Below are 25,750 nucleotides of genomic sequence, written 5' to 3' on the forward strand. Positions count from 1 at the left end.
AAACCCTGTTGTGCACTGCACAGCGGAAACAAGAACTGACGCCATGGCCACCATCTACGACATCGCCAAGCACGTCGGCGTCTCCGCCGGTACGGTGTCGCGGGCGCTGTCCCGGCCGGACAAGGTGCTGCCGGCGACGCGCACGCGCATCGAACAGGCCGCCGCCGCGCTGGGCTATGTGCCCAATACGGTCGCCCGCACGCTGAAGACGCAGCGCAGCGGCAAGATCCTGGTGACCGTGCCGGACATTGCCAACCCGTTCTTCGCACAGATCCTGCAGGGTGCCGAAGACGCGGCCCAGGCCGTCGGCTACGCGGTCCTGCTGGGCGACACCCAGCATCGACCCGACCGCGAGGAGCGCTATGCGCAGATGCTCCGTCGCAACGAGGCCGATGGCCTGATCGTACTGGGCCATCGCCTGCCGCCTACCGCGCGCGCGATCGTCGAGCAGCAGGGCGCCGCCGCGCCGGTGGTCAACGGCTGTGAATTCGACCCCGCGCTGGGCCTCCCCAGTGTCCACATCGACAACGCTGCCGCCGCGCGTGCGGTGATGGAGCACCTGTACGGACTGGGACATGAGCGGATCGCCGTGGTGGGCGGGCCCCCCGACAACCCCCTGCACCAGCAGCGGCTGGAAGGGGCACGGGCGGCGGGCAGGGCGCGCGGCCGACTGCGCCAGTTGAGTGTTGTGCCGGGTGACTTCTCCGTCGAATCCGGCCATGCGGCGGCGACGGCACTGCTGGCCGCCGCATCGGCGCCGACCGCGATCTTCTGCTTCAGTGACCAGATGGCGCTGGGAACCCTGGCGGCCTGCCGGGAACTGGGCGTCCGCGTGCCCGAGGAGCTGTCCATCGTCGGTTTCGACGACCTGGCGTCGTCGCGTTACCTCACGCCGCCGTTGACGACCATCCGGCAGCCCATGCGGGAGATCGGCGACCGCGCAGTCAAACTGCTGCTCGCCATCATCGAAGGCGTCGATGTCCCGCTTCAGCAGACGCTGGACTTCAGTCTGATGCTGCGTGGCTCGACAGCGTCGCCAGGGCGCAGGTGAAGGCAGCAGGCAGGAACCCCGGCAGGCCTGCGCCTGGCGGGGACGTTTCATTGCCTGTGATCAGAAGCGCTGGCCCCAACTCCATTCATTTCGGTGTCCGGAGCGTTCCACTACCATGGGCCACCCCGCCCGGACTCATGCCATGCAAGACGCCCTCGTTGCCCAGCCCCGGCCTCCCGTTGCAAGGATCGCGGCCTGGTCATTGATGCTGCTGGGGATGTGGCTGGTACTGAAGCTGGGCCTGGTGGTGACGCTGCTGTCGGGCCTGCTGGTGTTCCAGTTGACCCACCTGCTGGCGTCGACAGTGGAGGGGCGCCTGCCGCCCGGGCGCGCGCGTGCGATCGCGGTGATCGTGCTTTCGGCCGTCATCATCGGCGTGCTCGTGCTGGCCGGCATCGGCGTGGCGTCCTTCTTCCGCACCGAAACCGGCGGGCCGGATGCGCTGCTGGCGCGCCTGATGGACATCCTCAACACCTCGCGTCACCAGGTGCCGGCGCTGCTGCAGCCCTATATTCCCGAGGACATGCCGGCACTGCGTGCGGCATTGAACGAGTGGGCGGCAGAGCATCAGCGGCAGCTGGGCGTGGCCGGCACATCGGCGGTGCAGATCGGCGTGCGCGTGCTGATCGGCATGGTGCTGGGGGCGATGATCGCGCTGTACGACGAGCTTCCGCTGCCGACGATGGGGCCGCTGGCGCAGGAACTGATCGGCCGTACTGGCCGCCTGGCGACCGCATTCCGCCAGGTGGTGTTCGCGCAGGTGAAGATCTCCCTGCTCAATACCGTGTTCACCGCGATTTTCCTGCTGGGGGTGCTGCCGCTGTTCGGCGTGCACCTGCCGCTGTCGAAGACGCTGGTACTGATCACGTTCATCGCCGGCCTGCTGCCCGTGGTGGGCAACATCATCTCCAATACCGTCATCACCATCGTTGCCCTGTCGGTATCGTTCTACGTGGCGGTGGTGGCGCTGCTGTACCTGGTGGTGATCCACAAACTCGAGTACTTCCTCAATGCCCGCATCGTCGGTGGCGAGATCCAGGCGCGTGCGTGGGAACTGCTGCTGTCGATGCTGGTGATGGAAGCCGCCTTCGGCCTGCCGGGGCTGGTCGCTGCGCCGGTGTTCTATGCCTATGTGAAACGGGAACTGGTGGACCAGCGCTGGATCTGACAGTTGCCGGTGCCAGCGGGCGCCACTGCAGCGCCATGGTGGACGCTTGTGGGTGCCGCCAGCCGGCAGCTACAGTGGTCCGCACTTCAGGGGAATGGTGAATGGCCCGCAAGGTGTCGCCGATCGGGTTGCGGACCTGGGTCTGGATCCTGGCCGGGCTGTTCGTGGTGTGCACGCTGCCCTTGATGGCCATCGCCCTGGTCCAGGGCACGCTGCGCTACACCGATGCGGAGGACAACCTCCGCAGTCTGCGCCGGTTGCGGCAGACCTTTGATCTGGCCAATCTGGCCTCGGCCGAGCGCGGGCCAGCCAACAGCCTGCTCGGCAGCGATTGCGCCGATGCTGACGAACGCGCGCGGCTGGCGGGATGGCTGGCACAGGCGCGAAGGCGGGTCGACATGGCGATGACGCAGATGGATGCCGTGATCCTGTCCGGGCCCTCCCTGCCTGACGAGCGCCGCACCCTGTTCGAGGCCCAGCATCAGCTCCGCCAGGCGCGCGCGGCGGTGGACCGGGTCGTAGCCAAGCCGGCAGACGCGCGGACGGTCGACGACGTGGAGCATGCGATCAACAGCATGTTCACGGTGACCGATCGCCTGCATCGCCTGGGTTCGGCGCAGATCAACGTGCTGGTGGCCACCGGCCGCGAAGCGGCGATTCCGGCGATCCAGGGCCAGATCCTGATGGACCTGCGCGAGCATGGCGGCCGACTGGCGTCGAATGTGATGGCCCCGGTGGCGGTTCCCGGGGCCTGGCACGTCCGGCAGGTACGCGCGGCGCAGCAGACCGAGGGCCGCCTGCTCGAGCTGTGGCGGCTGGCAGCCAGCCACGAGTCGGTGTTTCGCAGTGATCCCGAGCTGTCGTGGCACTGGGACATGGCACGCCGGCAGTTCTTCGCCGAGTCGCTGCCGATGATCGAACAGCTGATCGAGGACGGTCGCCGTGGACGGCCTCCGCCGTGGAACACCGCGGAGTTCACGGCGCGCTACGTTCCGACGCTGCAGTCGCTGGAGGCGCTGCGCGACGGCTACCTGAGCATGTCCATCGGTCGCTTCGAACAGGCACGGAATCGTGAGGCGACACGGCTGGCCGTGTTGTGGGCCACCGCGCTGGGCACGCTGGCGGTGCTGGGCGTGGCCCTGCGCATCGCCCACCGGCAGATCCTCAGGCCGCTGCTGCAGGCACAGGAACAGGTGGTGCAGATCGCGTCCGACGCGCCGGGCCCCGCGCAGCACGTCACTCATCCATTGGCAGAGATGCAGCGGCTGTTCGACGCGATTGAAGTGCTGCGCGAGACCTCACGTGAGCGTTCCGCACTGACCAGCGAACTGCGCCAGCTGGCCGGCACCGATGCGCTGACCGGGTTGCTCAATCGGCGCGCGCTGGACGAACACGTGCAGCAGCGGCACGCCGCAGGCAACGGCATGGCGGTGGTGATCCTGCTCGACGTCGATCATTTCAAGGCAATCAACGACGGCCAAGGCCACGCCGCAGGCGACGAGGTACTGGTGCAGGTTGCGCAGCTGCTGCGCAGGTACCTGCGGCACACCGACAGCATCGCCCGCTACGGTGGCGAGGAGTTCCTTGTGCTGCTGGCGGATGGGGATCTCGGCGCGGGTGGCCGGTTGGCCGAATCGCTGCGCGTCGCACTGCAGCAGTCGGATATCGTGCTGGGCAATGGCAACGTGCTGCGTGTAACTGCCAGTTTCGGTGTGGCCGAGGGCAGTACCGATGCACTGGGCTGGCGTTCCCTGCTGCGTGCTGCCGATGCCGCCATGTATCGGGCCAAGGCGCAGGGACGCGATCGGGTAGGGATTGCCGGTGCACGCTGAGTGCCACGGCGCTGGCGACGCCGGTCATGGCGGTACATCAGGGGCAGCATGCCCCCTTGCGCCGCACTTCATCTGCATCGCACAGGGCGCGGCCTAGACTTGCAGCCTGACACTGCAGGAGCCCGCCATGTCCGTCGATCCCGCCTTGGCCAGCGCGCAGCCGGCGTCCGTGCTGGCGCGCACCGACGCCGATGCGCCACGCCCTCCGTCGCTGCGGCGCCGCGGTGATGGTCGTGTGGCTGTGCAGTGAGATCGGCCGTGGCGATGCTGGAGATTCCCACGCTGCATACCGCACGGTTGCGCCTGCGCCCGCAACGGCTGGAGGATTTCAACACCTATGCGAGCTTTCTTGCATCGCCCCGTGCGCGCGGCATGGGCGGTCCATTTGGTGAGGTCGCGGCCTGGGGACAGTTCTGTCACGACCTGGCCAGCTGGCCCTTGTTCGGCCACGGCGCGCTGATGATCGAACGGCGCGACAGCGGCGCCTGCATTGGACAGGTCGGCATCAATCACGGCCCGTTGTTTCCGGAAAAGGAACTGGGCTGGCTGTTGTACGACGGCCACGAAGGGCAGGGCTTCGCCAGCGAGGCCGCGGCCGCCCTGCGCGACTGGGCGTTCACATCGCTGCAGTTGCCGACGCTGGTGAGCTACATGGCGCCGGACAACCTCGCGTCGCAGGCCGTGGCCCGGCGGCTGGGCGGTGTGCTGGATGCGGACGCGATGCGCAACGATCCGGACGATCTGGTGTTCCGCTACGCGCGTTGAGGTGAGGGCCCGTCGCGGACTGCTGCGGGCCGGGAGCACGCTGTTCATCCACGGCGCGTGGTTCCTGTGGTATATCGTTTATCGATAAATCCACCCCGGGGCGGCAGGGCCACCCCAATACCGGAGGCCGCTTGACCGCTCGTCCCGCCCGCGCCAGACCCGCGCGAGGCTTGTTCACCCTGGCCCAGACCGCCGTGCAGGCCGTGCGGGCCATGTGCTGGCTGGGCATCCTGGCCGCACTGCTGGCCGTGCCGCTGGTCGCCTACGACCGCCGCTGGCTGCTGGATGCCGTGCATGATGCACGTACTGCCGCCGCCCACGGAGGCGATCTGTTCCTGCACTTCTGCATCGGCCTGGGCACCATCGTTGCCCTGCTGGTGCTGTGCCTGGTGTTCCTTCGACACCTCGCGCGGATGCTGAGGTCCGCTGCCCGCGAACGCCCCTTCACCCATGCCAATGCCCGGCGCCTGCAGCGCATGGCCTGGTTGATGCTGGCGATGGAACTGCTGTCGATCGTGATCGGCCTCTACGCTGCCTGGATGGGGCCTGATTTCGCCTGGATGGAGGTGGGCGGAGGCATGTCCATCACCGGTCTGGTCGCGGTACTGATGCTGTTCGTGCTGGCGCGCGTGTTCGCGGTCGGCGCGGCGATGCGCGACGACCTGGATGGCCTGATCTGATGGACCTGACCTGATGGCCGTAGTGATCACGTTGGACCGCATGCTGCAGGCGCGTGGCATGACCCTGTCCGAGCTGGCGGGGCGCATCGACATCACGCTGGCCAATCTGTCCATCCTGAAAACCGGCAAGGCCCGCGCCATCCGCTTTTCCACGCTGGATGCCATCTGCCGGGAGCTGCAATGCACACCCGGCGACCTGCTCGGCTACGACCCGACGCAGGCGCACGATGGCGGCTGAAGCTTTTGTTTTTCCCCCTGACCTACTGACGAAACGGACCCGAAATGGAATGGTTGGCTGACCCCTCGATATGGATGGGACTTGCAACCCTGGTAGTGCTCGAGATCGTGCTCGGCATCGACAACCTGGTGTTCATCGCGATCCTTGCCGACAAACTGCCGCCGCACCAGCGCGACCGTGCGCGGGTGATCGGCCTGACGCTGGCGCTGCTGATGCGGCTGGTGCTGCTGGCCGCGCTGGCGTGGATCATGAAGCTGACCGAGCCGCTGGTCACGCTGTTCGGTCACAGCTTCTCCGGACGCGACCTGATCCTGCTGGGCGGTGGCCTGTTCCTGCTGTTCAAGGGCACCATGGAGCTGCATGAGCGGCTGGAGGGCCGCAGTCACCAGGAAGACGGCAAGAAGGTCTACGCCAGCTTTGCCATGGTGGTGGCACAGATCGTAGTGCTGGACGCCGTGTTCTCGCTGGACTCGGTGATCACTGCCGTGGGCATGGTCGACAACCTGGGCGTGATGTATGCCGCGGTGACCATCGCGATGGCACTGATGCTGGTGGCCAGCAAGCCGCTGACCCGCTTCGTCAACAAGCATCCCACGGTGGTGGTGCTGTGCCTGGGCTTCCTGTTGATGATCGGCTTCAGCCTGGTCGCCGAGGGGCTGGGTTACAAGATTCCAAAGGGCTACCTGTACGCGGCGATCGCGTTCTCGATCCTGGTGGAAGCCTTCAACCAGTGGGTGCGCTTCAACCGCGAGCGCAACGAGCGTCGCCAGCCGTTCCGTCAGCGCACTGCCGATGCCGTGCTGCGCCTGCTGGGCGCCCGTCCGGCCAATGGCCACGACGATGCCAGCGAAGAAGACCACGGTGATCCGGAGGAACGCCTGCAGCCGGCCGAACACGAGATGATCCGCAGCGTGCTGGGCCTGGCTGACCGGCCTGTGTCCAGTGTGATGACCGTGCGCGCCGACGTGCAGTGGATCGATCTGGCGCGCGGCCAGGACGACGTGGTGGCGCGCCTGGTGGCGTCGCCGCACACGCGCCTGCTCGTGGGCGAGGGTGATCTGGACAGCCTGCGTGGTGTGGTGCAGAGCCGCGACCTGCTGGCCGACCTGCTGCAGGGCAGGCCGCTGCAGCTGGAAGCCAACCTGCGCCAGCCGCAGTACGTGCTGTCCAGCGCCAGCGCGTTGCAGGCGCTTGAACTGATCCGCCTGCACCCGGTACCGCTGGCGGTAGCGGTGGACGAGTACGGCAGTGTGGAAGGCCTGGTGACCGCCAATGACCTGCTGGCGGCGATCGCGGGCGATCTGGTCGATACCCAGGACGAGCGTTACGGCGTAGTGGCGCTGGACGAGGGCCAATGGGAGGCCGACGGCGCGTTGACGCTGGATGACCTGCAACGGCTGGCCGGCGTGTCGCTGCCCCGCAGTGCCGACTACATGACCATCTCCGGCCTGGTGCTGGACCAGCTTGGCCGCCTGCCGGATGTGGGCGATGCGGTCGAAGTAGCGGATGCCCGCATCACCGTACTGGCCATGGAGAAGCGGCGCATTGTCCGCCTGCGGGTGGAGCGCCTCGGGCTTCCGTAGCGTCCAGCGTGCTCGACTGCGAACTGAGCAGCCGGGCATGGCCCGGCTCTACACAACGCTGTCCGCAGCCGTCACCATGGCGGGCTCTTGTCTTCGTCCAGGAACGTCGCAGTGCTGAGTACGATTGGTTTGCTGATGGGCGTGTATGTGGCCCTTCGCCTGTTCTGGCCGCTGCGCCTGCCCGTGTGGTTGAAGGTACTGCTGTCCCTGCTGCTGGTCGCCATCGCCGTCCAGCTGCGGATCGTGGCCACGTTCTGGGGCACGATGGCCTCGCCGGAAATCCCCAAGCTGGCCATCGCCGTGCTCGCCACCGGCTCCACTGCGGTACTGCTGCTGGCACTGGTGATGCTGGTAATGGACGTGGGCCTGCTTGGCGCGTGGGTTCTGCGCAGGCCCCGTGTGACCGCAGCGCTGCGCGCGCCGTGGCTGCGCCCGGGCGCAGGCCTGCTGGCTCTGCTGGTCAGTGCCTGGGGCGTGAGCCAGGGCATGGCGGTGCCCAAGACCCGACAGATCGAGGTGGCCATTGCCGGCCTGCCTGCCGCGTTCGAGGGTTACCGCGTACTGCAGCTCACCGACATCCACGCCAGCCGCCTGCTGACCGGCGACTGGGTGCGTCAGGTCGTGGCCGAAAGCAATGCCCTGGCGCCCGACCTGGTCGTCATCACCGGCGACCTGATCGATGGCACCGTGCAGGCACGGCGCAATGACTTCCGGCCCCTGGGTGAACTGAGGGCGCCGGACGGGGTGATCGCCATCACCGGCAATCACGAGTACTACGCCCAGTACAGCGAATGGATGCAGGCGTTCCGTGCGCTGCACATGCAGGTGCTGGAGAACAGCCACGTGCAGGTGCGGCGTGGGGATGCGGCGATGACGATCGCCGGTGTCACCGATCCGGTGGCCGCGCGCTATGGCCTGCCGCTGCCCGATCTGGAGGCGGCGCTGGCGGGTGCGGATCCGGCCGCCCCGGTGATTCTGCTCGACCACCGCCCACGCAATGCGAAGGACGCGGCCGCACGCGGGGTCAAGCTGCAGCTGTCCGGCCATACCCATGGCGGCCAGATCCTCGGCATGGACCAGCTGGTGAAGCGTGCCAACGGCGGTTTCGTCTCCGGACGGTACCGCGTCGATGACATGACGCTGTATGTGAGCAACGGTGCGGGACTGTGGGCCGGCTTCCCGGCACGCATCGGCGTGCCCTCGGAGATCACCCTGATCACACTGCGCCGCGCACCCTGAGCCGTCTGCGGTCCGCGCCCGTCGTGCAGCGGGTCCACCGTGCCGTCACCCGCGTGGTGGCACCCTGCGCACGGACCGCAGACAGGGAAACGATGGTGGCGAAGGCGAACAGGCGATGAGTGCGACACAGCAGCGCTCGATGTGGGTCGCCGGCCTGTCCACCGTGGTGGAGTGGTACGACTTTACCCTGTACCTCTATTTCGCCACGGTGCTGTCGCGGGTGTTTTTCGGCGGCGGCGAACAGGCGATGCTGGTCACCCTTGCGGGATTTGCCGTGTCCTACCTGATGCGCCCACTCGGCGCGCTGTGCTTCGGTCACCTCGGTGACCGCTTGGGGCGGCGCTGGATGCTGCTGGCCTCGATGGCGCTGATGGCTGCAGCCATGCTGGCCACCGCGCTGCTGCCTACCGCCGCGACGGCGGGCACGACGGCGGGTGTGCTGCTGCTGGTGCTGCGGTGCGTGATGGCATTCTCGGTGGGCGGTGAATACACGGGCGTAGTCGCCTATCTGCTGGAAAGCGCTCCGGCACGCCGGCGTGGATTGGTGACCTCGTTGGCCTCGGCGGCCAGCGAAGTGGGCGCGCTGCTGGCGGTGGCGATCTCCGCACTGACGGTCGCGCTGCTGCCGCAGGTACAACTGGACAGCTGGGGATGGCGCATTCCGTTCTTCGTCGGTGCTGCACTGGCGCTGGTCATCCTGATCGCGCGTTCGGGCATGCATGAATCGCCGGAGTTCGAGCGGCAGCGTCGCGAGGGCAGCATTCCTGCCACGCCGCTGCGCCACGTGCTGCGCCACCATCCGCAGGCGGTAGCGCGCACCTTCGCCATTTCCGCGCTGGGCTCGATCACCTACTACGTCGGCATCACCTATGTGCCCGCGTTCCTGCACGCACAGGGGCACGACGAGGGCGATGCCCTGTGGCTGTCGACGATCGCGGCGGTGGCCGTGATCGCCATCACTCCCTTGTGCGGTGCGTTGTCCGATCGCTTCGGCCGGCGCCCGCTGCTGTTGGGCCTGACGGTACTGGCGGCGTTGCTGCCGCTGTCGTTGTTCGGCTGGATGGCGCATACCACGCCGTTGGGTATCGCCGTTGCTGCGGTGCTGCTGGCCTGCGTGGCCGGTGGCGTGAGCGCGGTCGCGGCACCGGCCACGGCCGAGCAGTTTCCGGGCGAGGGCCGGGTAAGCGGGCTGGCACTGGGCGTGACCATGGCCACGGCGGTCTTCGGCGGTGCGACACCGTGGCTGGCGCAGTGGTGGGTGGAGCGCAGCGGCTGGGCGGCGGCACCGGGCGCGATGATCGCGCTGGTCGCATTGCTGGTGTTGCCGGTGCTGTGGACGCTGCCGGAAACGGCATCGACGCGGAAGACCCGCCCTGGCAAGCAGGGCGGATCCTAGCCGGTCACACCTTCAGCGTCTGCTCGATGTCGGCCAGCACGGCGGCGGCATCCACGCCAATGGCAATCGACTGCACCACGTGGCCGTCCCATACGCTGGGGCCGAATGCCAGGCCTTCAGGCTTGGGAATGGTCATGCCACGGGCGACGCCGTCGGTGGCCACGCGCACGCTTGCGCGCTCGAAGCGGAACAGCTCCGGGCGGGTGAGCGCGATGCAGGCGCAGCAATCGTGCACGACCATGCCCTTGTGGCCGGCCTGCAGGTAGAAGTCCACGTAATCCTGCGACAGCGCACGCACCAGTTCGGCATCGGTACCCCCGACCGCAGCCAGTTTGTCCAGGCCGTCACGGTCCATCTCGACGCGGGTGGTGACATCCAGGCCGATCGCGGTGACCGGCCATTGTGCGGTGAACACCACGTCGGCGGCTTCCGCATCGCCCCAGATATTGGCCTCGGCGGCCGGGGTGATGTTGCCGTTGACGTGGAAGGCGCCCCCCATGATGACCACGCCACGCACCAGGCCGGCGATCTCCGGTGCCTGCTGCAGGGCCAGGGCCAGGTTGGTCATGCGGCCGACCGCGACCAGCGTGACCTCGCCTGGATGGGCCCGCACCAGATCGATGATCAACTGGTGCGCAGGACGAGCGTCGGCGGTCACGTCCAGCTGTGCAGGTACCGGGTGATTGCCCAGGCCATTGTGGCCGTGGATGTGCACCGGCCAGGCTTCCGGAGTGGCATCGGGCTGCAGGGGACCCGCGGCGCCACGCGCGACCGGCGCAGTCAGCGCCCAGGCCTGCTTCAGGTACAGCGCGTTGTGGGTGGTGGACTCCACCGAGGCGTTGCCGAAGGTGGTGGTAACGCCGATCAGGTCGATCTGCGGATGCTTGTGCAGGTACAGCAGGGCCAGGGCGTCGTCGACGCCCGGGTCGGTATCGAAAATGACTTTCAGCATGTTGTTGTTCTTCTTCTTCCGTGTGGTGCGGGGGGCCCGGCGGCCAGGAGGCAGGCCGGCGCGCGCTACATTGTCCCATCTTCATGACAGGCAGGGCCATTGGCGGGGCGGCGGGCCATAATGGCGTCGATATCCATGCCGGGAGACGCCTGGTGCTGATCGTGACCCTTCTGCTGGTCCTGCTGGTGCTGGGCCTGAATCTGCTGGCGAGCTGGGTGATTCTGCGTCGGCAGGAATTGTCGTCGGGCAACCGGGCCGCGCAGGTGCTGGTGATCTGGCTGCTGCCGCTGATCGGCGCCGTCGTCTGCCTGCTGGTGGCAGCCGCCGAGGGCCCGCTCGGACTGCAGGCACGCAGCCAGGACGGCGCGATCTGGGCCAGCGATGGCGCCCACGAGGGCAATGCCCCCTCTGCGGACTGTGGCAGCGACGGCGGCAGCTGCGGCGATTGACGCCACAGGAACAGGGTCAGCCACCGCCCGCAATGCGGGCCACGCCCGGCGGGGCGACAGCTCGCTCAGGCACCGCCTTCGGTCGGCAGCGGCGCCGGTACGTTCAGCAGGCCCCCGGCCGCCACGTAGGCGGCCAGTGCCTGGCCCTGGCTGAGCAGGTGCCGTTCCATCGTGCGCTCTGCCGCGTCGGCATCACGGCGACGGAAGCACTCCATCAGCTCGCGGTGCTCGGCCAGCGACTGCGCAGTGCGTCCGGGCGTCAGCAGCTGCCGGCCGCGATGCATCTTCAGGATGCGGTGCAGGTCGTGGGTGATGCGGATCAGCCACGGATTGCCGGCATAGTGCTGCACGGTTTCGTGGATGAGGTAGTTGTTGCGGTAATACTCGGCGATGTTGCCGTCAGCCGCCGCCGCTTCCATCGCGGCATGCAGGGATTCCAGCTGGGCCACGCCCGCATCATCGATATGCCTGACCGCCTCATGCGCGCAGCGGCCCTCCAGCATGGCCATCACCGGGAACAGCTGGTTGAGGTCCTCCAGCGTCAGCCGGGTTACCCGGCTGCCGCGCCCGGCGTCGATCTGCACCAGGCCTTCGGCTGCCAGCAGCTTCAGCGCCTCGCGCAGCGGGGTGCGGCTGATGCCCAGTTCACTGCACAGCGCAGGCTCGTCGATCCATTCGCCGGGGGGCAGGCGATAGTCATAGATGCGCTCACGCACATGTTCGGCGACCTCCTCGTACAGAGGGGCGCGCTTCTTCGGGGACCGTGGAGCAGGGGCGATGGCCATTGGCAGAGTGTACCCGCTGGCGGTAGTGCCGGCCGTCAGCCGGCACGACCGGTCATCGCCTACATCCAGCCCGGCACCACGAACACCAGCCAGGCCAGCAGCGGCCCCAATGCCACCACCAGGCCGCTGTAGACCAGGAAGCGGCGGAACAGCGTCTCGCGTTCTTCCTTCGCCGCCGATGCCACGACCAGTGCACCGTTGGTGGAGAAGGGGCTGACATCGACGATGGTGGACGACACTGCCAGTGCGCAGATCACGCCGGCTGCACCCAGGTGCCCCTGCATCAGGAACGGCACCGCCAGTGGAATCGTTGCGCCGAGCACCGCCGCGGACGATGCGAATGCGGAGACGATACCGCCGACGTAGCACACCAGCAGAGCGCCCAGCAGCGGAATGCCGATGTTGGAGACCCCGTTGCCGATGAAGTCGACCGCGCCCGCATGCTCCAGCACGCCGATATAGGTCACCACGCCACAGATCAACAGAACGGTCGACCAGCTGATGCCATCCACCGCACCCTTCTGGCTCTGCGGCGAGAGCAGTGCCAGCGCCACTGCGACGGTGATCGACACCAGGCCGACGTTGAGGTTGTAGATCAGTGCCGCCACGCCCAGGCCGAGCAGGCCGACCAGGGTGAACAACCGCTCCCGGGTCAGACCCACTGCATCCAGCGCCGCCGGATCGTTGCTCAGGGTGCCGCCGCCGGCCGCCACCAGCGCGCCATGGCCTTCGATGGCGAACTGCCGCGACGACGCCTGCGGACCACCGGCCATTGCCAGTTCCGCACCGCCCGCGGTGATCGAGCCACGTCGCATCAGCGCGATGCCGCCGAAGGCGAGGAAGCAGATGATCGCCATCATGAAGTTGAAGCCGAGGCTGGTCAGGAAGACCGCCATCTCGGTGACCTCCAGCCCGGCCTTCTGCACCACGCCATTGGTGATGCTGCCGTACACGCTGATCGGCGAGAAGCCGCCGGCCTGCGCACCGTGGATGACCAGCAGACCCATCATCAGCGGGTTGATGTTGTATTGCTTGGCGAAGCGCAGCGCGACCGGACCGATGATCGCCACCGCTGCCGGGCCGAGGGCGCCGAAGGCGGTCAGCACCGCGGTGACCACGAACATCACCCACGGAATGGCCACGATGTGGCCGCGCACCGCGCGTACCGCCCAGTGCACCAGCAGGTCGATGGTGCCGTTCTTCTGCGCGATGGCGAACAGGTAGGTGATGCCGACCAGGGTCAGGAACAGATCGCCGGGAAAGCCGGCGAGGACTTCCTTGCCACCCATGCCGACCCAGACACCACCGATGATGAAGGCCAGTGCGAAGGCCACTGCGCCCATGTTGATCGGCAGTGCGGTGGCGACGATGAACATGATCACCAGACCGATGATCGTTGCGATTTGTGGACTCATGCGCCCTCCCAGACACGTGGCTCACGTACAGCGCGGATGGAGACCCGCCATCCCCGGGGTAAGGCGACGTACTGCAGTGTTGCGTGATACGTACTGCTCGAACCCGTTACTGCAGGCGCTGCAGCGCACTGCGGACCCATGCCGCAGCGCCATGCAGGCTCTGGAACTCTTCCACCGCGCGGAACTCGCAGCAGGGATAGGACGGCGCGACCATGCGTGCGAGCGCATTGCCCGGGCCCAGCTGCAGGAACACCCGCGCGCCGCGCTCGAAGGCCTGCCGCATCACCTGTGCCCACTCGATGGTCTGTGCCAGCTGTGCCGACAGGCTGTGCACCGCCGTTGCGGCATCGCGCACGGGCCGTGCATCGACGCCCGCCAGCAGCGGCAGGCGGGGTGCCCGCATGCCCGAGCGCTCCAGCGCGGCGGCGAAGGGCGCCACCGCAGCCGCCAGCAGGGGCGTGTGGGCGGCGACGTGGACCGGCAACGGACGCACCTGCGCACCGAGCGCGTGCGCCGCATCGGCCAGCGGCTGCAGGGTGTGCCGGATGCCTCCCACAATGAAGTGATCCTCGCCGTTGACGATGGCGATGTGGGTGCCCTGCGCATCGCACAGCGCTTGCAACGTCGTACGATCCAGGCCCAGCACCGCCAGCATGCCGGCGCCTGCCGCGCTGGCATCGTCCATCAGATGCGCGCGCTGTGCCGACAGGGCCAGGCAGCTGCCAGCGTCGAAGGTGCCGGCAATGGCATGCGCCGCCAGTTCGCCGATGCTGTAGCCGGCCACCACGGTCGGCACCGGCAATGCATCGCGCAGGGCGTGCCACTGCGCCAGACTGGCCGCGCACAGCAGCGGTTGTGCCTGCGCATTGTCGAACCGGTCCTCGGCCGCAGCAGCGGTGAACACGTCGCGCTGCAGCACCTCGCTGGCGGCGAGCAGCACGCCATGCGCGGCGTCGTTGTCGCGCACGTGATCGAACATCGCAGCATGCTGCGTACCTTGTCCCGGGCAGAGCAGGGCCAGCATCACGCCTGCTCCTGCAGCAGCAGGAAGACGCTGCAGGCCAGCAGATCGGCGCTGCCACCCGGGCTGAGCCGGCGTGCGACGAAGGCATCGCCGATGTCCTGCAGGCGGGGTCGCCAGCCGGCGGCAAAGGCACCGCCGGCGTCGAGGAATCCGCGTGCCTGCTGCTGGGCCCAGCGCAGTCCGGCAACACCGCCCCGATGCAGCAGGTTCAGATCCTCGACCTCTGCGACCAGATGCATCAGGGTATGGGCCAGTGCAGCTTCGCGTGGCAGCCCTGCGGCCAGCGCATGGCGCAGTGCCGGCAGGGCCAGCCCACGCAGCAGGGGATATCCAGCGGCCGCCTGCTCGCGTACGCCGGGCACGCCGTGACGCGCGCGCGCGCGCTGCCCCGGACTGTTCACATCCAGGGGCGAGGTGGCGAAGGCGTCCGCCCATTGGCAGACCGCCTGGCATACCTGTTCACCTGTCGCGGCTCGGCCCAGACGCGTGCGGCACGAGGCTGACGCTGCCACCAGCAAGCCCAGGCTGAAGATCGCTCCGCGGTGGGTGTTGACGCCGCCGGTGGCGCGCAGCATCGCCGCTTCGGCGGCCAGGCCGTGGTCGCGCAGCCGATGGAACGGCGCTTCGGCGGCGCCATCGCGGGCAACCGCAGTGAAATAGTGGCGCAGGGCAAACAGGCTGCGCAGGAACGTACCGGCATCCATGTCGTCATGGCTGCCGCTGTCGAACGGCGTGACCAGGCCGGGCTTGGGCGCACAGGCCAGCTCGGCATGCAGCGCGGCGATCGCCATGCGGCCTAGGCGTGCACTGTCGGGCGCGGTGCTGCGGCCGGCAAGGCGCGGCGCGACGGCGTTCATGCGGCCACCCCGCTGCCCTTGAATAGACGGTGGCGTGCTTCCAGGGCTGCGCCGTCAAGGCGTTTGACCAGCAGTTGACGGCTGCTGCCGGCGTACTCGCGCCAGTTCACCGCAGCGCCACGGGCCAGGCACAGCTCGCCGTCGACCCGCTGCGGATGCTGCGCTTCCCACGCCCGCAGCCGAGTCACCAGCGCATCGGCCCGTGCCGCATCCGGGACCTCCCAGAGCAGGTCGATATCGGAACGGTCATGCACATAGGGCAGGCCAGTAACGTGCTGCCAGGCGAATGCGCCGAACACACGGGCCGGCGCGAGCGTGGCGAGAGCGTGCAACGGTGCCTGCCAGGCGGGGCATACGCCTGCCGCGAGGATGTCGCTCAGTGCCGGCGGCGCCTGCCGACGCTGTACATCCTGCAGCGGCACCCGCAGTGCAAGCCGCTGTTTGCCTTCGCCCGGTGGCAACGGCACACCCAGCCGCAGGCGGGAATCGGGGTCGTCTGCCGCGCGTCGCGCGACCATTGCCGGCAATCCCTGCGCGAACCATGCGGCGAGCCGCGGTTCCTGCGCAGCCACATCGGCCCGCCAGTCGGCGTGGGCCGACAACCAGACCAGCGTGTGGCGGGCCAGACGCTCAGGCATCGCCGTTGGCCACCGCGCCCGCGACGGCAGCCGCCTGCAGGCGGCCCCCCCGTTCGGCACCCAGTGCGGCACGGTGGTCGCCGTCGGCCGGCGCGCGCAGGGCATCCAGCAAGGCCTGCGCCAGCTCGCCCGACCACAGCGACCGTACCGCACCCATCGCCACGTAGTTTTCCACCCCGGGTGCGAACACCGGCGAAGTCAGGCTCAGCGCCTGCAGCTTTTCCAGCGGTTGCTTGGTCACGCGAGCCATCGCCCGCAGGTCCATCACCCGAACCTGGGCATCCGGCAGCGCATGAATGGTGTCCGCCATCAGGCCGAACGAGAGGAAGCCACCGCTGACCGACTCGCCATGGACCAGGGTCACCAGCCGTGCGCCGCGTCGCCGCGCGACGTCCAGGCATTGCGCGAGGTGGGCGAAGTAACCGTTGATGCCGAGCAGTTCGTCGCGGCGCGAAAGGCGTTGGCCTGCGGTATCCACCAGCATCACGATCGGTCGCTGCGGATGTGCGGCGGTGCTGGCGAGTACTGTTGCCGCCAGTGCCAGCGCATGATCGACACCGACTTCCAGCTTGTCAGTGGTGCCGATGACCGTGACCTCGCCATCTTCGGTACTGGCGCTTCCCGTCAGCACGGAATCGTGCACGGTTACGTCGTGGCCGCGCGGGAACAGCGCGTCAAGCAGGGGCTGCAGCGGCGCGGTCATGGCAGTTTCCTGTGGGCGGTGGCGGCGAGGAACGCGTCGGTGTCCAGCAGCGGCAGGCGCTCGGGATCATCGATTCCCTGGCGTGCCCAGATCTCCAGACCATCGCGGCAGTCCCCCCAGGCCTCTGCCCGGGCCTGCAGGGCGGCATGTCGCTGCTGCAGCGCGGCCAGCGCGGCATCGGCGTCTGCGCTGGCGGCGTCTGGCTGCAGCGCCTCGAATGCGGCCTGGGCGAATGCGTCGATGGCATCGGGAACCAGAACCTGCGCCTGGTCGATGAGGTAGCGGTGCTTGCCGCCTGTCACCCGCCATACGAGGGCACGGTCACGCGAGTCGAACTCCTCTACGCCGCGCACGGTCTCGATCACTTCCGGCCCGGACAGCGACAGTCGCCCTTCCTCGGACATGATCACCGTGGTGCAGCAGCGGGCGACGATGCCCATGCCGCCGAAGGCGCCGTTGCCGCTGCCGATGAGGGCCACCACCGGCACGCCGGTGGCGCGCGCGTCCAGGGTCGCGCGCATGATCTCGGAGATGGCGATCAGGCCCGCATTGGCTTCATGCAGGCGCACGCCGCCGGTGTCGAGCAGCAGCAGCACACCGTCGGGCCTGTGTTGCGCGGCCCGGCGCAGCAGGCCGGTCAGCTTGGCGCCATGTACTTCGCCGACACCGCCCCCCATGAATTCGCCCTGCTGTGCAGCAATCAGCACGCGCCTGCCACGCAGCGAGGCCGCACCGACCACGATGCCATCGTCGAACGCGGCGGGTTGGTCCAGCTGTGCCAGGTGCGGGCTCATGGCGCGCCGGGCCGGCCCGAGATACTCGGTGAACGATCCGGCATCGACCAGCCCGGCGATACGGGCACGGGCATCGGCCTCGTGGTAGCTGCGTCGTGGCATCGGATTCATCGCGGTTCTCCGGCGAGCAGTGTCTCCACCGCCTGGTCCAGGCGCAGGCTGACCACCGCTGGGGTGGCACCGGCATCGTTGATCGATACGCGCACGTCGCGCAGCGGATGCCGCCGGGCGAAATCACCGATGACCGCCTGCCAGATGGTGCCGAAGCCCTGCGCGGCGGTGACGACATGTACGGTCATTGCGCCGTCCTGCGCGGCAGGTTCCAGCAGGACTTCCAGATTGCCGGACGCTAGCACGCCCACCAGCACCGCGTCGTGCGGGAACCGCACCGGGGTTCTTCCGTCGAATCGATAGTCGAGGGTTTCCATCGCGTGCCCCTTACCAGTTGCGGAAGCGCTTGGGCGGGTCGTAGAGACCGCCGGACCAGCGCACCAGGTCTTTCACCGAGCGCGCGGCCAGCAGGTCACGACTGGCGTCGCGCACCGAAATGCCAAGATCTTCCGGTCGCCGGATCACGCCCCGGTCGCGCAGGTTCTCCACCATCGCGCGATCGCGGCCCAGACCGACCGTGGTGTAACCGGCCACGCCGCGGATCGCCTGTTCGCGCTCCTCCGCGGTGCGGCACAGCAGCAGGTTGGCGATGCCTTCCTCGGTCAGCACATGGCTCACGTCATCGCCGTAGATCATCACCGGTGGCAGTGGCATGCCAGCGCGTTCGGCCAGCGCCCACGCATCGAGGCGGTCAACGAACGCGGGTGCCATGTGTTCGCGGAAGGTCTCCACCATCTGTACCACCAGCTTGCGCCCGCGTGGCATCTCGCCCGGGCGTGCGGCCTGCTGGCCGGCCTTGATCCAGGCGTCGCTGGCATGACGGCGGCCGCGCGCATCCGAGCCCATGTTCGGCGCGCCACCGAAGCCGGCGATGCGGTCGCGGGTGGCGGTGGAGCTGTTGCCCTGCAGGTCGACCTGCAGCGTCGAGCCGATGAACATGTCGCACGCATACAGGCCGGCGGTCTGCGAGAACGCGCGGTTGGAGCGCATCGAGCCATCGGCGCCGGTGAAGAACACATCACCGCGCGCGGCGATGTACTTCTCCATGCCCAGTTCCGAACCGAACGAGTGCACGGACTTCACGAAACCCGACTCGATCGCGGGAATCAGCGCCGGATGCGGATTGAGCGCCCAGTGCTGGCAGATCTTGCCCTTCAGGCCCAGCGATTCGGCATAGGTCGGCAGCAGCAGTTCGATCGCGGCCGTGTCGAAGCCGATGCCGTGATTGAGCCGGTTCACACCGTATTCGGCGTAGATACCCTTGATCGCCATCATCGCCATCAGCACCTGGATCTCGGAGATCTGTGCCGGGTCGCGGGTGAACAGGGGTTCGATGTGGTTCGGGCGCGGTGCCTGCACGACGAAGTTGACCCAGTCGGCGGGGATATCGACGCGGGGGAGGGTGTCGACGATCTCGTTGACCTGGGCGATGACGATGCCCCCACGGAAGGCGGTCGCCTCGACGATCACCGGCGTGTCTTCGGTGTTCGGCCCGGTGTAGAGGTTGCCGTCGCGGTCGGCGGCCTGCGCTGCGACCAGTGCCACGCGCGGCGTGAGGTCGATGAAGTAGCGGCCGAACAGTTCCAGGTAGGTGTGGATGGCCCCGATCTGGATCCGCCCTTCGGCCACCAGGTTGGCCAGTCGCACCGATTGCGGGCCTGAGAAGGAAAAGTCCAGCTTCGAGGCAATGCCCCGCTCGAACACGTCCAGATGCGAGGGCAGCGACAGCACCGACTGCACCATGTGCAGATCATGCACGCGGGCGGGGTCCAGCCCGGCAAGGCATTCGGCCAGGAAGTCGGCCTGCTTCTGGTTGTTGCCCTCGAGGCAGACCTTGTCGCCGGGTTCAAGCAGGGCGTGCAGCAGCTCGCCCACATCGTCGGCGGCCACTGCACGGCCTCTGCTCCAGGGCGCAGCCCGCTGCAGACGTGCCTGGCGGCTGCGTTCCAGCGTGTCCCAGCTCGGGTTCATCGACCGGCTTCCGATTGGCGTTGAGATAATTACGCCATAATTACGGAAGGCGACGCAACCTGCAGCGCAGCAAAAAGAAGGGCCCGCCAATGGCGGGCCCATTCAGGTTGCAGGCTTTCAGCCGGTCGTTCTCAGAACTTCCAGCGCAGGCTGGCGGCGACGAAGCGCGGTTCGCCGTAGTTGTTGTAGTCCAGGTTCGCCCAGTAGGTCTTGTCCAGCGCGTTGCGCACGCTCAGCGTTGCCGTCCAGTTGTCGCTGATGCGGTAGTTGGCGTTGAACTGCACGAGCGTGTAGGCCGGCTGGTTCACGGTTACCGTGCCGCCCAGCGGGTAGGGGATGTTGTAGCCCTGCACCTTGCTCTGCCATTGCACGCCGGCGCCCAGGCTCAGGCGTTCCAGTGCACCGCGCAGGCGCACCTGCGTGTTGAGCTGCAGCAGGTCTTCGGGCGGGTTGGCGTACAGCAGGTCGGTGGCGGCGCGGGTCACTTTGACATGGGTGAAGCCGGCGTTGACCGTCCAGCCCGGCAGGATCTCGCCGTTGACGTCCATTTCCCAGCCACGCGACTTGGTGCCGTTGACGCCGATGTAGGCCGAGGTGCCATCGCTGAGCGAGCCTTCCGGCACTCCCATGTCGCGCACGGCATAGTTGTCCTGCTTGGCCTCGAACACAGCGGCGTTGGCGGTCAGTCGCCCATCGAACCACTGCGTCTTGATGCCCGCTTCCAGATTCGAGCCCTGCACCGGCGCCAGCAGGTTCTCGTTGCGGTCCTTGAAGTTCTGCGGGTTGAAGATCTCGGTGTAGCTGGCATAGACCGAGAACTGCGGCGTGACGTCGTAGACCAGTCCCACGTACGGGGTCACTTCATCACTGACCTTGTAGGCCCCGCTGGTCCCGGTATACGCACCGGCCGCGCTGTAGGAGCGGCTGAGGGTTTCCCAGCGGCTCAGGCGCGCACCCGCGATCAACGACAGCGGATCGGCCAGGCGCAGGCGCGCGGCCAGGTAGACGCCGCTCTGCGTGGTCTTCTGCACGCGGCGCGCGCCGGTACGGGTGTAGGTCACCTCGGAGATGTCGCCGTTCCAGTCGTACACGTTGGGGATGTAGTAGCAGCGCTCGCGGCCGCAGGTGGCCCAGTCGCGCGGGTAGTTCAGGGCAACGGTGTGGGTGGTGCCTTCCAGGTCGGACCACTGGGCACCCAGGGTGACGTCATGCTCGCGGCCGAACAGCGGGAACGTGCCGGTCAGGTAGGCATCGATGTTGCGGCGGGTGTCCTCGGAGTCGCCAGCGGCAGTGCGCAGGTAGATGCCCGCACCGGTGGCCGGATCGGGATTGCCGGTGCCGTACAGGCGCATGTTCTGCACATTGCCACGGGTGTGGGCGGTGTTGATCTTCAGCAGCCAGTCCTCGCCGAAGCGCTGCTCCAGGTTGGCGAACACCGTGCTGGTCTCGCGCTGCCAGTAGCTCCATTTCGGTGCCAGGTTGGTCGAGCGCGGCAGGTGCGCGAAGTCGCCGCGGCTGTCGAAGAACGGCACGGTACCCCAGGTCGAACCGACCGGGTTGTTGTCCTGGGTCTGGTAGCCGAGGGTGACCGTGGTGCTGTCGGTCAGGTCGCCCTCCAGCACCGCCATGCCGGCCATCTTGTTCTCCTTGTAGCGGTCGTAATAGAAATCACGATCGGTATAGGCGGCGACCACGCGGCTGCGGAACCGGCCATCTGCGGTCAGCGGCGCGGTGACGTCGGCCTCCATGCGCCGGTAGTCCCAGCTGCCGGCGCTCACCGAGAACGAGGCGTCGAAGTCCTTGCCGGGGCGCTTGCGCAGCAGGTTGACCGTGGCCGAAGGCACCCCCGCGCCGCTGAGCAGGCCGTTGGCACCGCGGATCACTTCGATGCGGTCATAGAAGGCGGTGTCGTATTCCTGGTTGGTGGAGCCGCTGTAGGTCGGAATGCCATCGACCTGGAAGTCCGTGATGGCAAAGCCGCGGGCGTAGTACAGCGGGCGCTGGGTGTCATAGAAGGACACGCTGACGCCGGTGACGTTGCGCAGCACGTCGTTGATGCTGAACAGCGATTCGTCCTGCAGGCGCTGCAGGCTGATGGCCGTGGCCGACTGCGGCGTTTCCTGCAGGGTGATCGGCAGGCGGGTGCTGCTTGAGGGCGGCGCAGCCTGGTCGGCGCGCACGCTGACGCGGTCCAGGGTCTTGGCATCGGCTGCGGCATCGCCGGCGGCGAACGCTGACGGTGTCGACAGGGCCAGGGATGCGAGCAGCGCGGCCGGCAGCAGCGCGCGACAGAGCGGGCGGGTAGGGGAGTGCAGGGACATCTTGGTGGGCTCGATGCGGGAGAGTCGGAAGGGCGGCAACAGCCGGGCGGTACCCGGGGCGGCGGCTTCGGGCTGGGTCAGGTCCGTCTGGTGAGCGCGGGCGGTCCGCGCGAGGCGCAAATGTAAATCGTTCTTAACAACATTACAATTCGCCCGTGCTGGTCGATGCCTGGGACACGCACCGCGAGCCCCGGCAGAGCCGAGCTCCCTGAATGCGAACGGCCACCCGAAGGTGGCCGTCCGTAGGTGTCATCGAAGACCCGGGCTCAGAGCGCCTGCAGTTCCTCGTTGGCGTTGCGCTTTTCCTTGCCCGGCGTCGGCGCCGGCGGTGTGGCCGGTGCAGCCGTGGCATCGGCCGGCACTTCCAGGTAGGGCAGCTTCAGGGTCTGGCTGGTCATCGAACGAATCTCGTTGACCAGTGCCGCACTGTCGTTGAGCTTGCGCCCGTAGGAGGGCACGATCTCACGCAGGCGGGCTTCCCAGCCGGCCTTCATCTGCTCGGGGAAGGCCTTGGCCATCAGATCCAGCATGATCGGCGGCGACGTCGAGGCACCGGGCGAAGCGCCCAGCAGCGCAGCGATGGTGTGGTCCTTGTCGGTCACGATCTCGGTACCGAACTGCAGCACCGCACCCTTCAACGGGTCGCGCTTGATGATCTGCACGCGCTGGCCTGCGGTGACCAGCTTCCAGTCGCCCGGCTTGGCATTGGGGAAGTATTTGACCAGTTCGGCCTGGCGGTCGGCATCATTCAGCCGCGCCTGGCTCATCAGGTACTGCACCAGGTCCAGGTTGTCCTTGCCCACTTCCAGCATCGGCGCAACGTTGTTGTGGGTCACCGACGAGTACAGGTCCCACCACGAGCCGTGCTTGAGGAACTTGGTGCTGTACAGCGCGAACGGTCCGAACAGGACCACCGGCTTGCCGTCCAGCTTGCGCGCATCCAGGTGCGGCACCGACATCGGCGGCGAACCGGTCTCGGCCATGCCATAGGCCTTGACGCCATGGCGCGAGGTCACGTCCTGGCCCTGGAAGGCGAGGAACTGGCCGCCCACCGGGAAGCCGGCGTAGTCCTTTGACTCGGGAATGCCTGACATCTGCAGCAGCTTCAGCGCGGCGCCGCCGGCACCGATGAACACGAAGCGGGCGTGGGTGGTGCTCTCGGTGCCGGCCTTGAGGTCCTTCACCGTGACGTTCCAGCTCTTGTCCGCGTTCTGCCGCAGTGCCGAGACTTCGTGGTTCAGGTGCAGGCTGAAGTTCGGACTGCGCTGCAGGCCGGCGGTCAACTGGCGGGTGATCACGCCGAAGTTGACGTCGGTACCCAGTGGCATCCAGGTCGCAGCGACCTTCTGCTTCGGATCGCGGCCTTCCATCATCAGCGGAGCCCACTGCCGGATCTGTGCCGGGTCTTCCGAGTACTGCATGCCGTAGAACAGCGGGTTCTTCACCAGCGCCTGCTGGCGCTTATGCAGGTAGGCGATGTTGTCATCGCCCCAGACGAAGCTCATGTGCGGCGTGGGGTTGATGAAGTCGCTGGGCTCGCTGAGCCGGCCTTCCTTCACCTGGTGCGACCAGAACTGGCGCGAGACCTCGAACGATTCGGCGATGCCGACCGCACGCTTGGTCTCGATGCTGCCGTCGGGCAGTTCCGGGGTGTAGTTCAGCTCGGCGAATGCCGAGTGGCCGGTGCCGGCGTTGTTCCAGCCGTCGGAGCTTTCACCGGCGACGCCGTCGAGGCGTTCATAGACCTGGATGTTCCAGTCCGGCTGCAGTTCCTGCAGGTAGGTGGCCAGGGTGATGCTCATGATGCCGGCGCCGACCAGCACAACGTCGACAGGCTTGTCGTTGCTGGCGGCGGGTACGGAGCGCTGGGTCAGCGGCCAGTACAGGAACACGGCGGCAGCCAGCAGGAACAGCACGAGCAGGGCGAGCAGGGCCTTGCCAAATTTCTTCATGGGGGCGGGATCGTTGGCGGAGGGGAGGAGATCAGGATGCGCGCTGGGCAGGGGAAGGGCGTGAAGAAACAACGCCTTGCAGCATCCTTGCAGAGGATTCTACCCGGAACGGGTCCGGTTTTTGTGCAATGCATCATCCTGCCGGCGGTCGCTCCGGGGTAGACTTATCGGCTGATTCCAGAACGACCACCGGCCACGGAGGGGCCGCGCAACGATGTCACGGATGCTGATCGTGGTGGGTGACGCCCTGCAGACGGGCGGTTCGGTCCTTACAGGTTCCCCGCATACCGATATCGAAGGGCGCGCCGTGGCGCGTGTCGGCGACCGTGTCATCTGTGCACGCCATGGTCCGGGTTCGATCGTTTCCGGCGATGCCACCCTGGTCATCGATGGCCAGCCGGTCGCCCGCGATGGCGACAGGGCCAGCTGCGGTTGCGCACTGGTATCGGGCAAGCAGCAGCGCGCCCACGTGGTGGCCGGCGGTGGAGGGCGCGCCGGTGCAGGCGCCGGAGTGGCGGCGATCGCAGCGATCGTCGCGCCGTTGTTGAAGCCGACCCTGCAGACACCCCCCTTCGCAGCGCCCGGCACCGCCGTGCGCGACGAGGACGCGCCGCAGTGCTGGGTGGCGGACCATGATGCGCAGATCGACCGTGACGTGGACGGGCGCTACTACGAAGCCTATGACGTCAATGGCGACAAGCATGACTATCCTTTCCAGGTCAGCTACCGCATCGATGTTCCGCTGCAGGCCCAGGGCGAGGTGGTGGTGTCGATCAAGGTGCAGGTGGTGCCCAAGCCCGGCGTCACCGCTGCCGAGGTGGCGGCGGTCAAGGCGCGCATGGAGCGCGGCATCGATCAGTTCTGGAACGGCCGGTTCACGCTGGACGTCCATGATCCCGCGTGCGGCACCCGCAGCTTCCCGATCCGCTACGAGGTGCGGTGGGTGCAGGGCGGCAGCGACTACAGGCTGATCGTTCATCGCACCTATGACCGGGAGCAGGTGGAATTCCCGGATATCGATGTCTCCGTGTCGACCACGGCCTGGACCTTCGCCCACGAGTTCGCCCACACCCTGGGCGTGCCGGACGAGTATTCGTATAACGACCCGGACGAAGAGACCGTGCGTTACGTCCAGCCCGATGGCACTCTGGATCCGGAGGTGCTGGTTGCCGTTCCGGATTCCCGTGAGCTGACCGATCCGGCGGCGACCATCATGAATTCCGTGGACTGCGCGGTGACCCGGCCGCGTCATGCCTGGAACATCGCGCGGGAAGTACGTGAACTGCTGAGCCGGGAAATCGGCCGGGAGATAACATGCACCGTCAAGTGATTTCGTTGATTGCCACTTTTGCCGCTGCCGCAGCGCTGCCGGCCCACAGCAAGGAGCTTCCTCCCATGATCGAACTTCATGCGCGCTGCGTGGACGATGCCCAGTGCCGTTTCCGCGGTGACACCCTCAACGTCGAACTGGAACTGCGCAACAGCGGCAGCGAGCCTGTGTCGCTGCCGCTGGAGTACATCCGCAGCCGTGGCCCGTCGGTCAGGGTGAAGGACAACCACTCCGAGAAGACCACGGCGTTGCGCAGCGGCATGGCCGCGGCCGCGCTGCGGCAGCAGATGCAGGAGCTGCGCGCGGGCCAGTCCCTGCGCATCGGTTTCCCGATCAAGCCGCAGGAGCTGACACGCTTCGCCCTGCGCCCGATGGATGTGACCCTGCAGTTCTCGATCAATCTGACACCCGGTTCCACCGGCGCCGAGGCGCAGGTGGTCCAGGCGCAGCTGCACGTGGTCGACGCCGACTGACCGCAGCGGCCGGCACTCCGCTT

25 protein-coding genes are annotated in these 25,750 nt (G+C 67.5%); 13 read left to right on the top strand and 12 right to left on the bottom strand.

Annotated features, from left to right (window positions below):
• Positions 1–43: 43 nt before the first annotated feature.
• The 10 genes from AC5P76_RS15195 (at position 44) to AC5P76_RS15240 (ending at position 9,952) form a co-directional block, all read left to right on the top strand.
• A complete protein-coding gene (locus AC5P76_RS15195) occupies positions 44–1,051 on the top strand; it encodes a LacI family DNA-binding transcriptional regulator (protein ID WP_053516240.1) in 1,008 nt (335 codons plus the stop codon).
• Positions 1,052–1,193: 142 nt separating this feature from the next.
• Positions 1,194–2,219, top strand: a complete 1,026-nt coding sequence (locus tag AC5P76_RS15200; protein WP_053516238.1) for an AI-2E family transporter — start codon at positions 1,194–1,196, stop codon at positions 2,217–2,219.
• Between the two features lie 101 nt (positions 2,220–2,320).
• Positions 2,321–4,051: a GGDEF domain-containing protein gene (locus AC5P76_RS15205; RefSeq protein WP_111186027.1), complete on the top strand. Its 1,731-nt coding sequence runs from the start codon at positions 2,321–2,323 to the stop codon at positions 4,049–4,051.
• 127 nt (positions 4,052–4,178) lie between these two features.
• On the top strand, positions 4,179–4,301 hold the full coding sequence (locus AC5P76_RS15210; RefSeq protein ID WP_258391157.1) for a hypothetical protein: 123 nt from the start codon (positions 4,179–4,181) through the stop codon (positions 4,299–4,301).
• Complete coding sequence (locus AC5P76_RS15215; protein ID WP_495222789.1) at positions 4,298–4,816, top strand: GNAT family N-acetyltransferase; 519 nt, start codon at positions 4,298–4,300, stop codon at positions 4,814–4,816. Before AC5P76_RS15210 ends, AC5P76_RS15215 begins: the two co-directional genes overlap by 4 nt.
• A 212-nt stretch (positions 4,817–5,028) precedes the next feature.
• Entirely contained in the window at positions 5,029–5,496 is a 468-nt protein-coding gene (locus AC5P76_RS15220; protein WP_065174736.1) for a DUF2975 domain-containing protein, read from the top strand.
• A gap of 13 nt (positions 5,497–5,509) precedes the next feature.
• Positions 5,510–5,734, top strand: a complete 225-nt coding sequence (locus tag AC5P76_RS15225; protein ID WP_065174577.1) for a helix-turn-helix domain-containing protein — start codon at positions 5,510–5,512, stop codon at positions 5,732–5,734.
• Between the two features lie 44 nt (positions 5,735–5,778).
• Positions 5,779–7,317, top strand: a complete 1,539-nt coding sequence (locus AC5P76_RS15230) for a TerC family protein (RefSeq protein WP_065174578.1) — start codon at positions 5,779–5,781, stop codon at positions 7,315–7,317.
• 111 nt (positions 7,318–7,428) lie between these two features.
• Positions 7,429–8,556 carry a metallophosphoesterase gene (locus AC5P76_RS15235; RefSeq protein ID WP_065182384.1) on the top strand — a complete coding sequence of 376 codons (1,128 nt, stop codon included), beginning with the start codon at positions 7,429–7,431 and terminating at the stop codon, positions 8,554–8,556.
• Positions 8,557–8,671: 115 nt separating this feature from the next.
• Positions 8,672–9,952: an MFS transporter gene (locus tag AC5P76_RS15240; RefSeq protein ID WP_065182383.1), complete on the top strand. Its 1,281-nt coding sequence runs from the start codon at positions 8,672–8,674 to the stop codon at positions 9,950–9,952.
• A gap of 4 nt (positions 9,953–9,956) precedes the next feature.
• Here the strand turns inward: AC5P76_RS15240 and AC5P76_RS15245 are convergent, their stop codons facing one another.
• Complete coding sequence (locus AC5P76_RS15245; RefSeq protein ID WP_164151785.1) at positions 9,957–10,904, bottom strand: nucleoside hydrolase; 948 nt, start codon at positions 10,902–10,904, stop codon at positions 9,957–9,959.
• 161 nt (positions 10,905–11,065) lie between these two features.
• Between AC5P76_RS15245 and AC5P76_RS15250 the strand changes: the two genes are divergently transcribed.
• Positions 11,066–11,353, top strand: a complete 288-nt coding sequence (locus tag AC5P76_RS15250; RefSeq protein WP_309250432.1) for a hypothetical protein — start codon at positions 11,066–11,068, stop codon at positions 11,351–11,353.
• Between the two features lie 65 nt (positions 11,354–11,418).
• Here the strand turns inward: AC5P76_RS15250 and AC5P76_RS15255 are convergent, their stop codons facing one another.
• The 11 genes from AC5P76_RS15255 to mqo form a co-directional block, all read right to left on the bottom strand.
• Positions 11,419–12,138: a GntR family transcriptional regulator gene (locus AC5P76_RS15255; protein WP_065174583.1), complete on the bottom strand. Its 720-nt coding sequence runs from the start codon at positions 12,136–12,138 to the stop codon at positions 11,419–11,421.
• 59 nt (positions 12,139–12,197) lie between these two features.
• Positions 12,198–13,553 carry an SLC13 family permease gene (locus AC5P76_RS15260; RefSeq protein WP_053516216.1) on the bottom strand — a complete coding sequence of 452 codons (1,356 nt, stop codon included), beginning with the start codon at positions 13,551–13,553 and terminating at the stop codon, positions 12,198–12,200.
• Between the two features lie 106 nt (positions 13,554–13,659).
• Positions 13,660–14,580, bottom strand: coding sequence for a malonate decarboxylase subunit epsilon (gene mdcH, locus AC5P76_RS15265; protein ID WP_253118929.1), 921 nt, complete (start codon positions 14,578–14,580; stop codon positions 13,660–13,662).
• Positions 14,577–15,434 carry a triphosphoribosyl-dephospho-CoA synthase MdcB gene (gene mdcB / locus AC5P76_RS15270; protein ID WP_111186031.1) on the bottom strand — a complete coding sequence of 286 codons (858 nt, stop codon included), beginning with the start codon at positions 15,432–15,434 and terminating at the stop codon, positions 14,577–14,579. Before mdcB ends, mdcH begins: the two co-directional genes overlap by 4 nt.
• On the bottom strand, positions 15,431–16,072 hold the full coding sequence (gene mdcG, locus AC5P76_RS15275; RefSeq protein ID WP_253118930.1) for a malonate decarboxylase holo-[acyl-carrier-protein] synthase: 642 nt from the start codon (positions 16,070–16,072) through the stop codon (positions 15,431–15,433). Before mdcG ends, mdcB begins: the two co-directional genes overlap by 4 nt.
• On the bottom strand, positions 16,065–16,775 hold the full coding sequence (gene mdcE / locus AC5P76_RS15280; protein ID WP_053516205.1) for a biotin-independent malonate decarboxylase subunit gamma: 711 nt from the start codon (positions 16,773–16,775) through the stop codon (positions 16,065–16,067). Before mdcE ends, mdcG begins: the two co-directional genes overlap by 8 nt.
• The gene (locus AC5P76_RS15285; protein WP_053516203.1) at positions 16,772–17,680 is read right to left on the bottom strand and encodes a biotin-independent malonate decarboxylase subunit beta; all 909 of its coding nucleotides are present in this window, start codon (positions 17,678–17,680) and stop codon (positions 16,772–16,774) included. Before AC5P76_RS15285 ends, mdcE begins: the two co-directional genes overlap by 4 nt.
• On the bottom strand, positions 17,677–17,997 hold the full coding sequence (mdcC, locus tag AC5P76_RS15290; protein ID WP_053516201.1) for a malonate decarboxylase acyl carrier protein: 321 nt from the start codon (positions 17,995–17,997) through the stop codon (positions 17,677–17,679). Before mdcC ends, AC5P76_RS15285 begins: the two co-directional genes overlap by 4 nt.
• Before the next feature lie 10 nt (positions 17,998–18,007).
• Positions 18,008–19,651: a malonate decarboxylase subunit alpha gene (gene mdcA, locus AC5P76_RS15295; protein ID WP_065174588.1), complete on the bottom strand. Its 1,644-nt coding sequence runs from the start codon at positions 19,649–19,651 to the stop codon at positions 18,008–18,010.
• Between the two features lie 131 nt (positions 19,652–19,782).
• Positions 19,783–21,972, bottom strand: coding sequence for a TonB-dependent siderophore receptor (locus AC5P76_RS15300; protein ID WP_253118932.1), 2,190 nt, complete (start codon positions 21,970–21,972; stop codon positions 19,783–19,785).
• Between the two features lie 266 nt (positions 21,973–22,238).
• On the bottom strand, positions 22,239–23,924 hold the full coding sequence (mqo, locus tag AC5P76_RS15305) for a malate dehydrogenase (quinone) (RefSeq protein WP_197600827.1): 1,686 nt from the start codon (positions 23,922–23,924) through the stop codon (positions 22,239–22,241).
• 214 nt (positions 23,925–24,138) lie between these two features.
• Between mqo and AC5P76_RS15310 the strand changes: the two genes are divergently transcribed.
• Both AC5P76_RS15310 and AC5P76_RS15315 read left to right on the top strand, forming a co-directional pair.
• Complete coding sequence (locus AC5P76_RS15310) at positions 24,139–25,254, top strand: PAAR domain-containing protein (protein WP_081284418.1); 1,116 nt, start codon at positions 24,139–24,141, stop codon at positions 25,252–25,254.
• Between the two features lie 65 nt (positions 25,255–25,319).
• Positions 25,320–25,727, top strand: coding sequence for a hypothetical protein (locus tag AC5P76_RS15315; protein WP_057496236.1), 408 nt, complete (start codon positions 25,320–25,322; stop codon positions 25,725–25,727).
• Positions 25,728–25,750: the final 23 nt, after the last annotated feature.

Source organism: Stenotrophomonas sp. YJH_SMC_36 (assembly GCF_059369935.1).

What these genes read in the sequence shown, in the direction of transcription:
- AC5P76_RS15230 (WP_065174578.1), top strand. Translation starts at nt 5,779, where the DNA reads ATGGAATGGTTGGCTGACCCCTCGATATGGATGGGACTTGCAACCCTG.
- mqo (WP_197600827.1), bottom strand. Translation starts at nt 23,924, where the DNA reads ATGAAGAAATTTGGCAAGGCCCTGCTCGCCCTGCTCGTGCTGTTCCTG.
- AC5P76_RS15245 (WP_164151785.1), bottom strand. Translation starts at nt 10,904, where the DNA reads ATGCTGAAAGTCATTTTCGATACCGACCCGGGCGTCGACGACGCCCTG.
- AC5P76_RS15315 (WP_057496236.1), top strand. Translation starts at nt 25,320, where the DNA reads ATGATCGAACTTCATGCGCGCTGCGTGGACGATGCCCAGTGCCGTTTC.
- AC5P76_RS15255 (WP_065174583.1), bottom strand. Translation starts at nt 12,138, where the DNA reads ATGGCCATCGCCCCTGCTCCACGGTCCCCGAAGAAGCGCGCCCCTCTG.
- AC5P76_RS15195 (WP_053516240.1), top strand. Translation starts at nt 44, where the DNA reads ATGGCCACCATCTACGACATCGCCAAGCACGTCGGCGTCTCCGCCGGT.
- AC5P76_RS15200 (WP_053516238.1), top strand. Translation starts at nt 1,194, where the DNA reads ATGCAAGACGCCCTCGTTGCCCAGCCCCGGCCTCCCGTTGCAAGGATC.
- AC5P76_RS15220 (WP_065174736.1), top strand. Translation starts at nt 5,029, where the DNA reads ATGTGCTGGCTGGGCATCCTGGCCGCACTGCTGGCCGTGCCGCTGGTC.
- mdcA (WP_065174588.1), bottom strand. Translation starts at nt 19,651, where the DNA reads ATGAACCCGAGCTGGGACACGCTGGAACGCAGCCGCCAGGCACGTCTG.
- mdcC (WP_053516201.1), bottom strand. Translation starts at nt 17,997, where the DNA reads ATGGAAACCCTCGACTATCGATTCGACGGAAGAACCCCGGTGCGGTTC.
- AC5P76_RS15225 (WP_065174577.1), top strand. Translation starts at nt 5,510, where the DNA reads ATGGCCGTAGTGATCACGTTGGACCGCATGCTGCAGGCGCGTGGCATG.
- AC5P76_RS15300 (WP_253118932.1), bottom strand. Translation starts at nt 21,972, where the DNA reads ATGTCCCTGCACTCCCCTACCCGCCCGCTCTGTCGCGCGCTGCTGCCG.
- mdcG (WP_253118930.1), bottom strand. Translation starts at nt 16,072, where the DNA reads ATGCCTGAGCGTCTGGCCCGCCACACGCTGGTCTGGTTGTCGGCCCAC.
- AC5P76_RS15210 (WP_258391157.1), top strand. Translation starts at nt 4,179, where the DNA reads ATGTCCGTCGATCCCGCCTTGGCCAGCGCGCAGCCGGCGTCCGTGCTG.
- AC5P76_RS15285 (WP_053516203.1), bottom strand. Translation starts at nt 17,680, where the DNA reads ATGAATCCGATGCCACGACGCAGCTACCACGAGGCCGATGCCCGTGCC.
- mdcE (WP_053516205.1), bottom strand. Translation starts at nt 16,775, where the DNA reads ATGACCGCGCCGCTGCAGCCCCTGCTTGACGCGCTGTTCCCGCGCGGC.
- AC5P76_RS15260 (WP_053516216.1), bottom strand. Translation starts at nt 13,553, where the DNA reads ATGAGTCCACAAATCGCAACGATCATCGGTCTGGTGATCATGTTCATC.
- mdcB (WP_111186031.1), bottom strand. Translation starts at nt 15,434, where the DNA reads ATGAACGCCGTCGCGCCGCGCCTTGCCGGCCGCAGCACCGCGCCCGAC.
- AC5P76_RS15240 (WP_065182383.1), top strand. Translation starts at nt 8,672, where the DNA reads ATGAGTGCGACACAGCAGCGCTCGATGTGGGTCGCCGGCCTGTCCACC.
- AC5P76_RS15205 (WP_111186027.1), top strand. Translation starts at nt 2,321, where the DNA reads ATGGCCCGCAAGGTGTCGCCGATCGGGTTGCGGACCTGGGTCTGGATC.
- AC5P76_RS15310 (WP_081284418.1), top strand. Translation starts at nt 24,139, where the DNA reads ATGTCACGGATGCTGATCGTGGTGGGTGACGCCCTGCAGACGGGCGGT.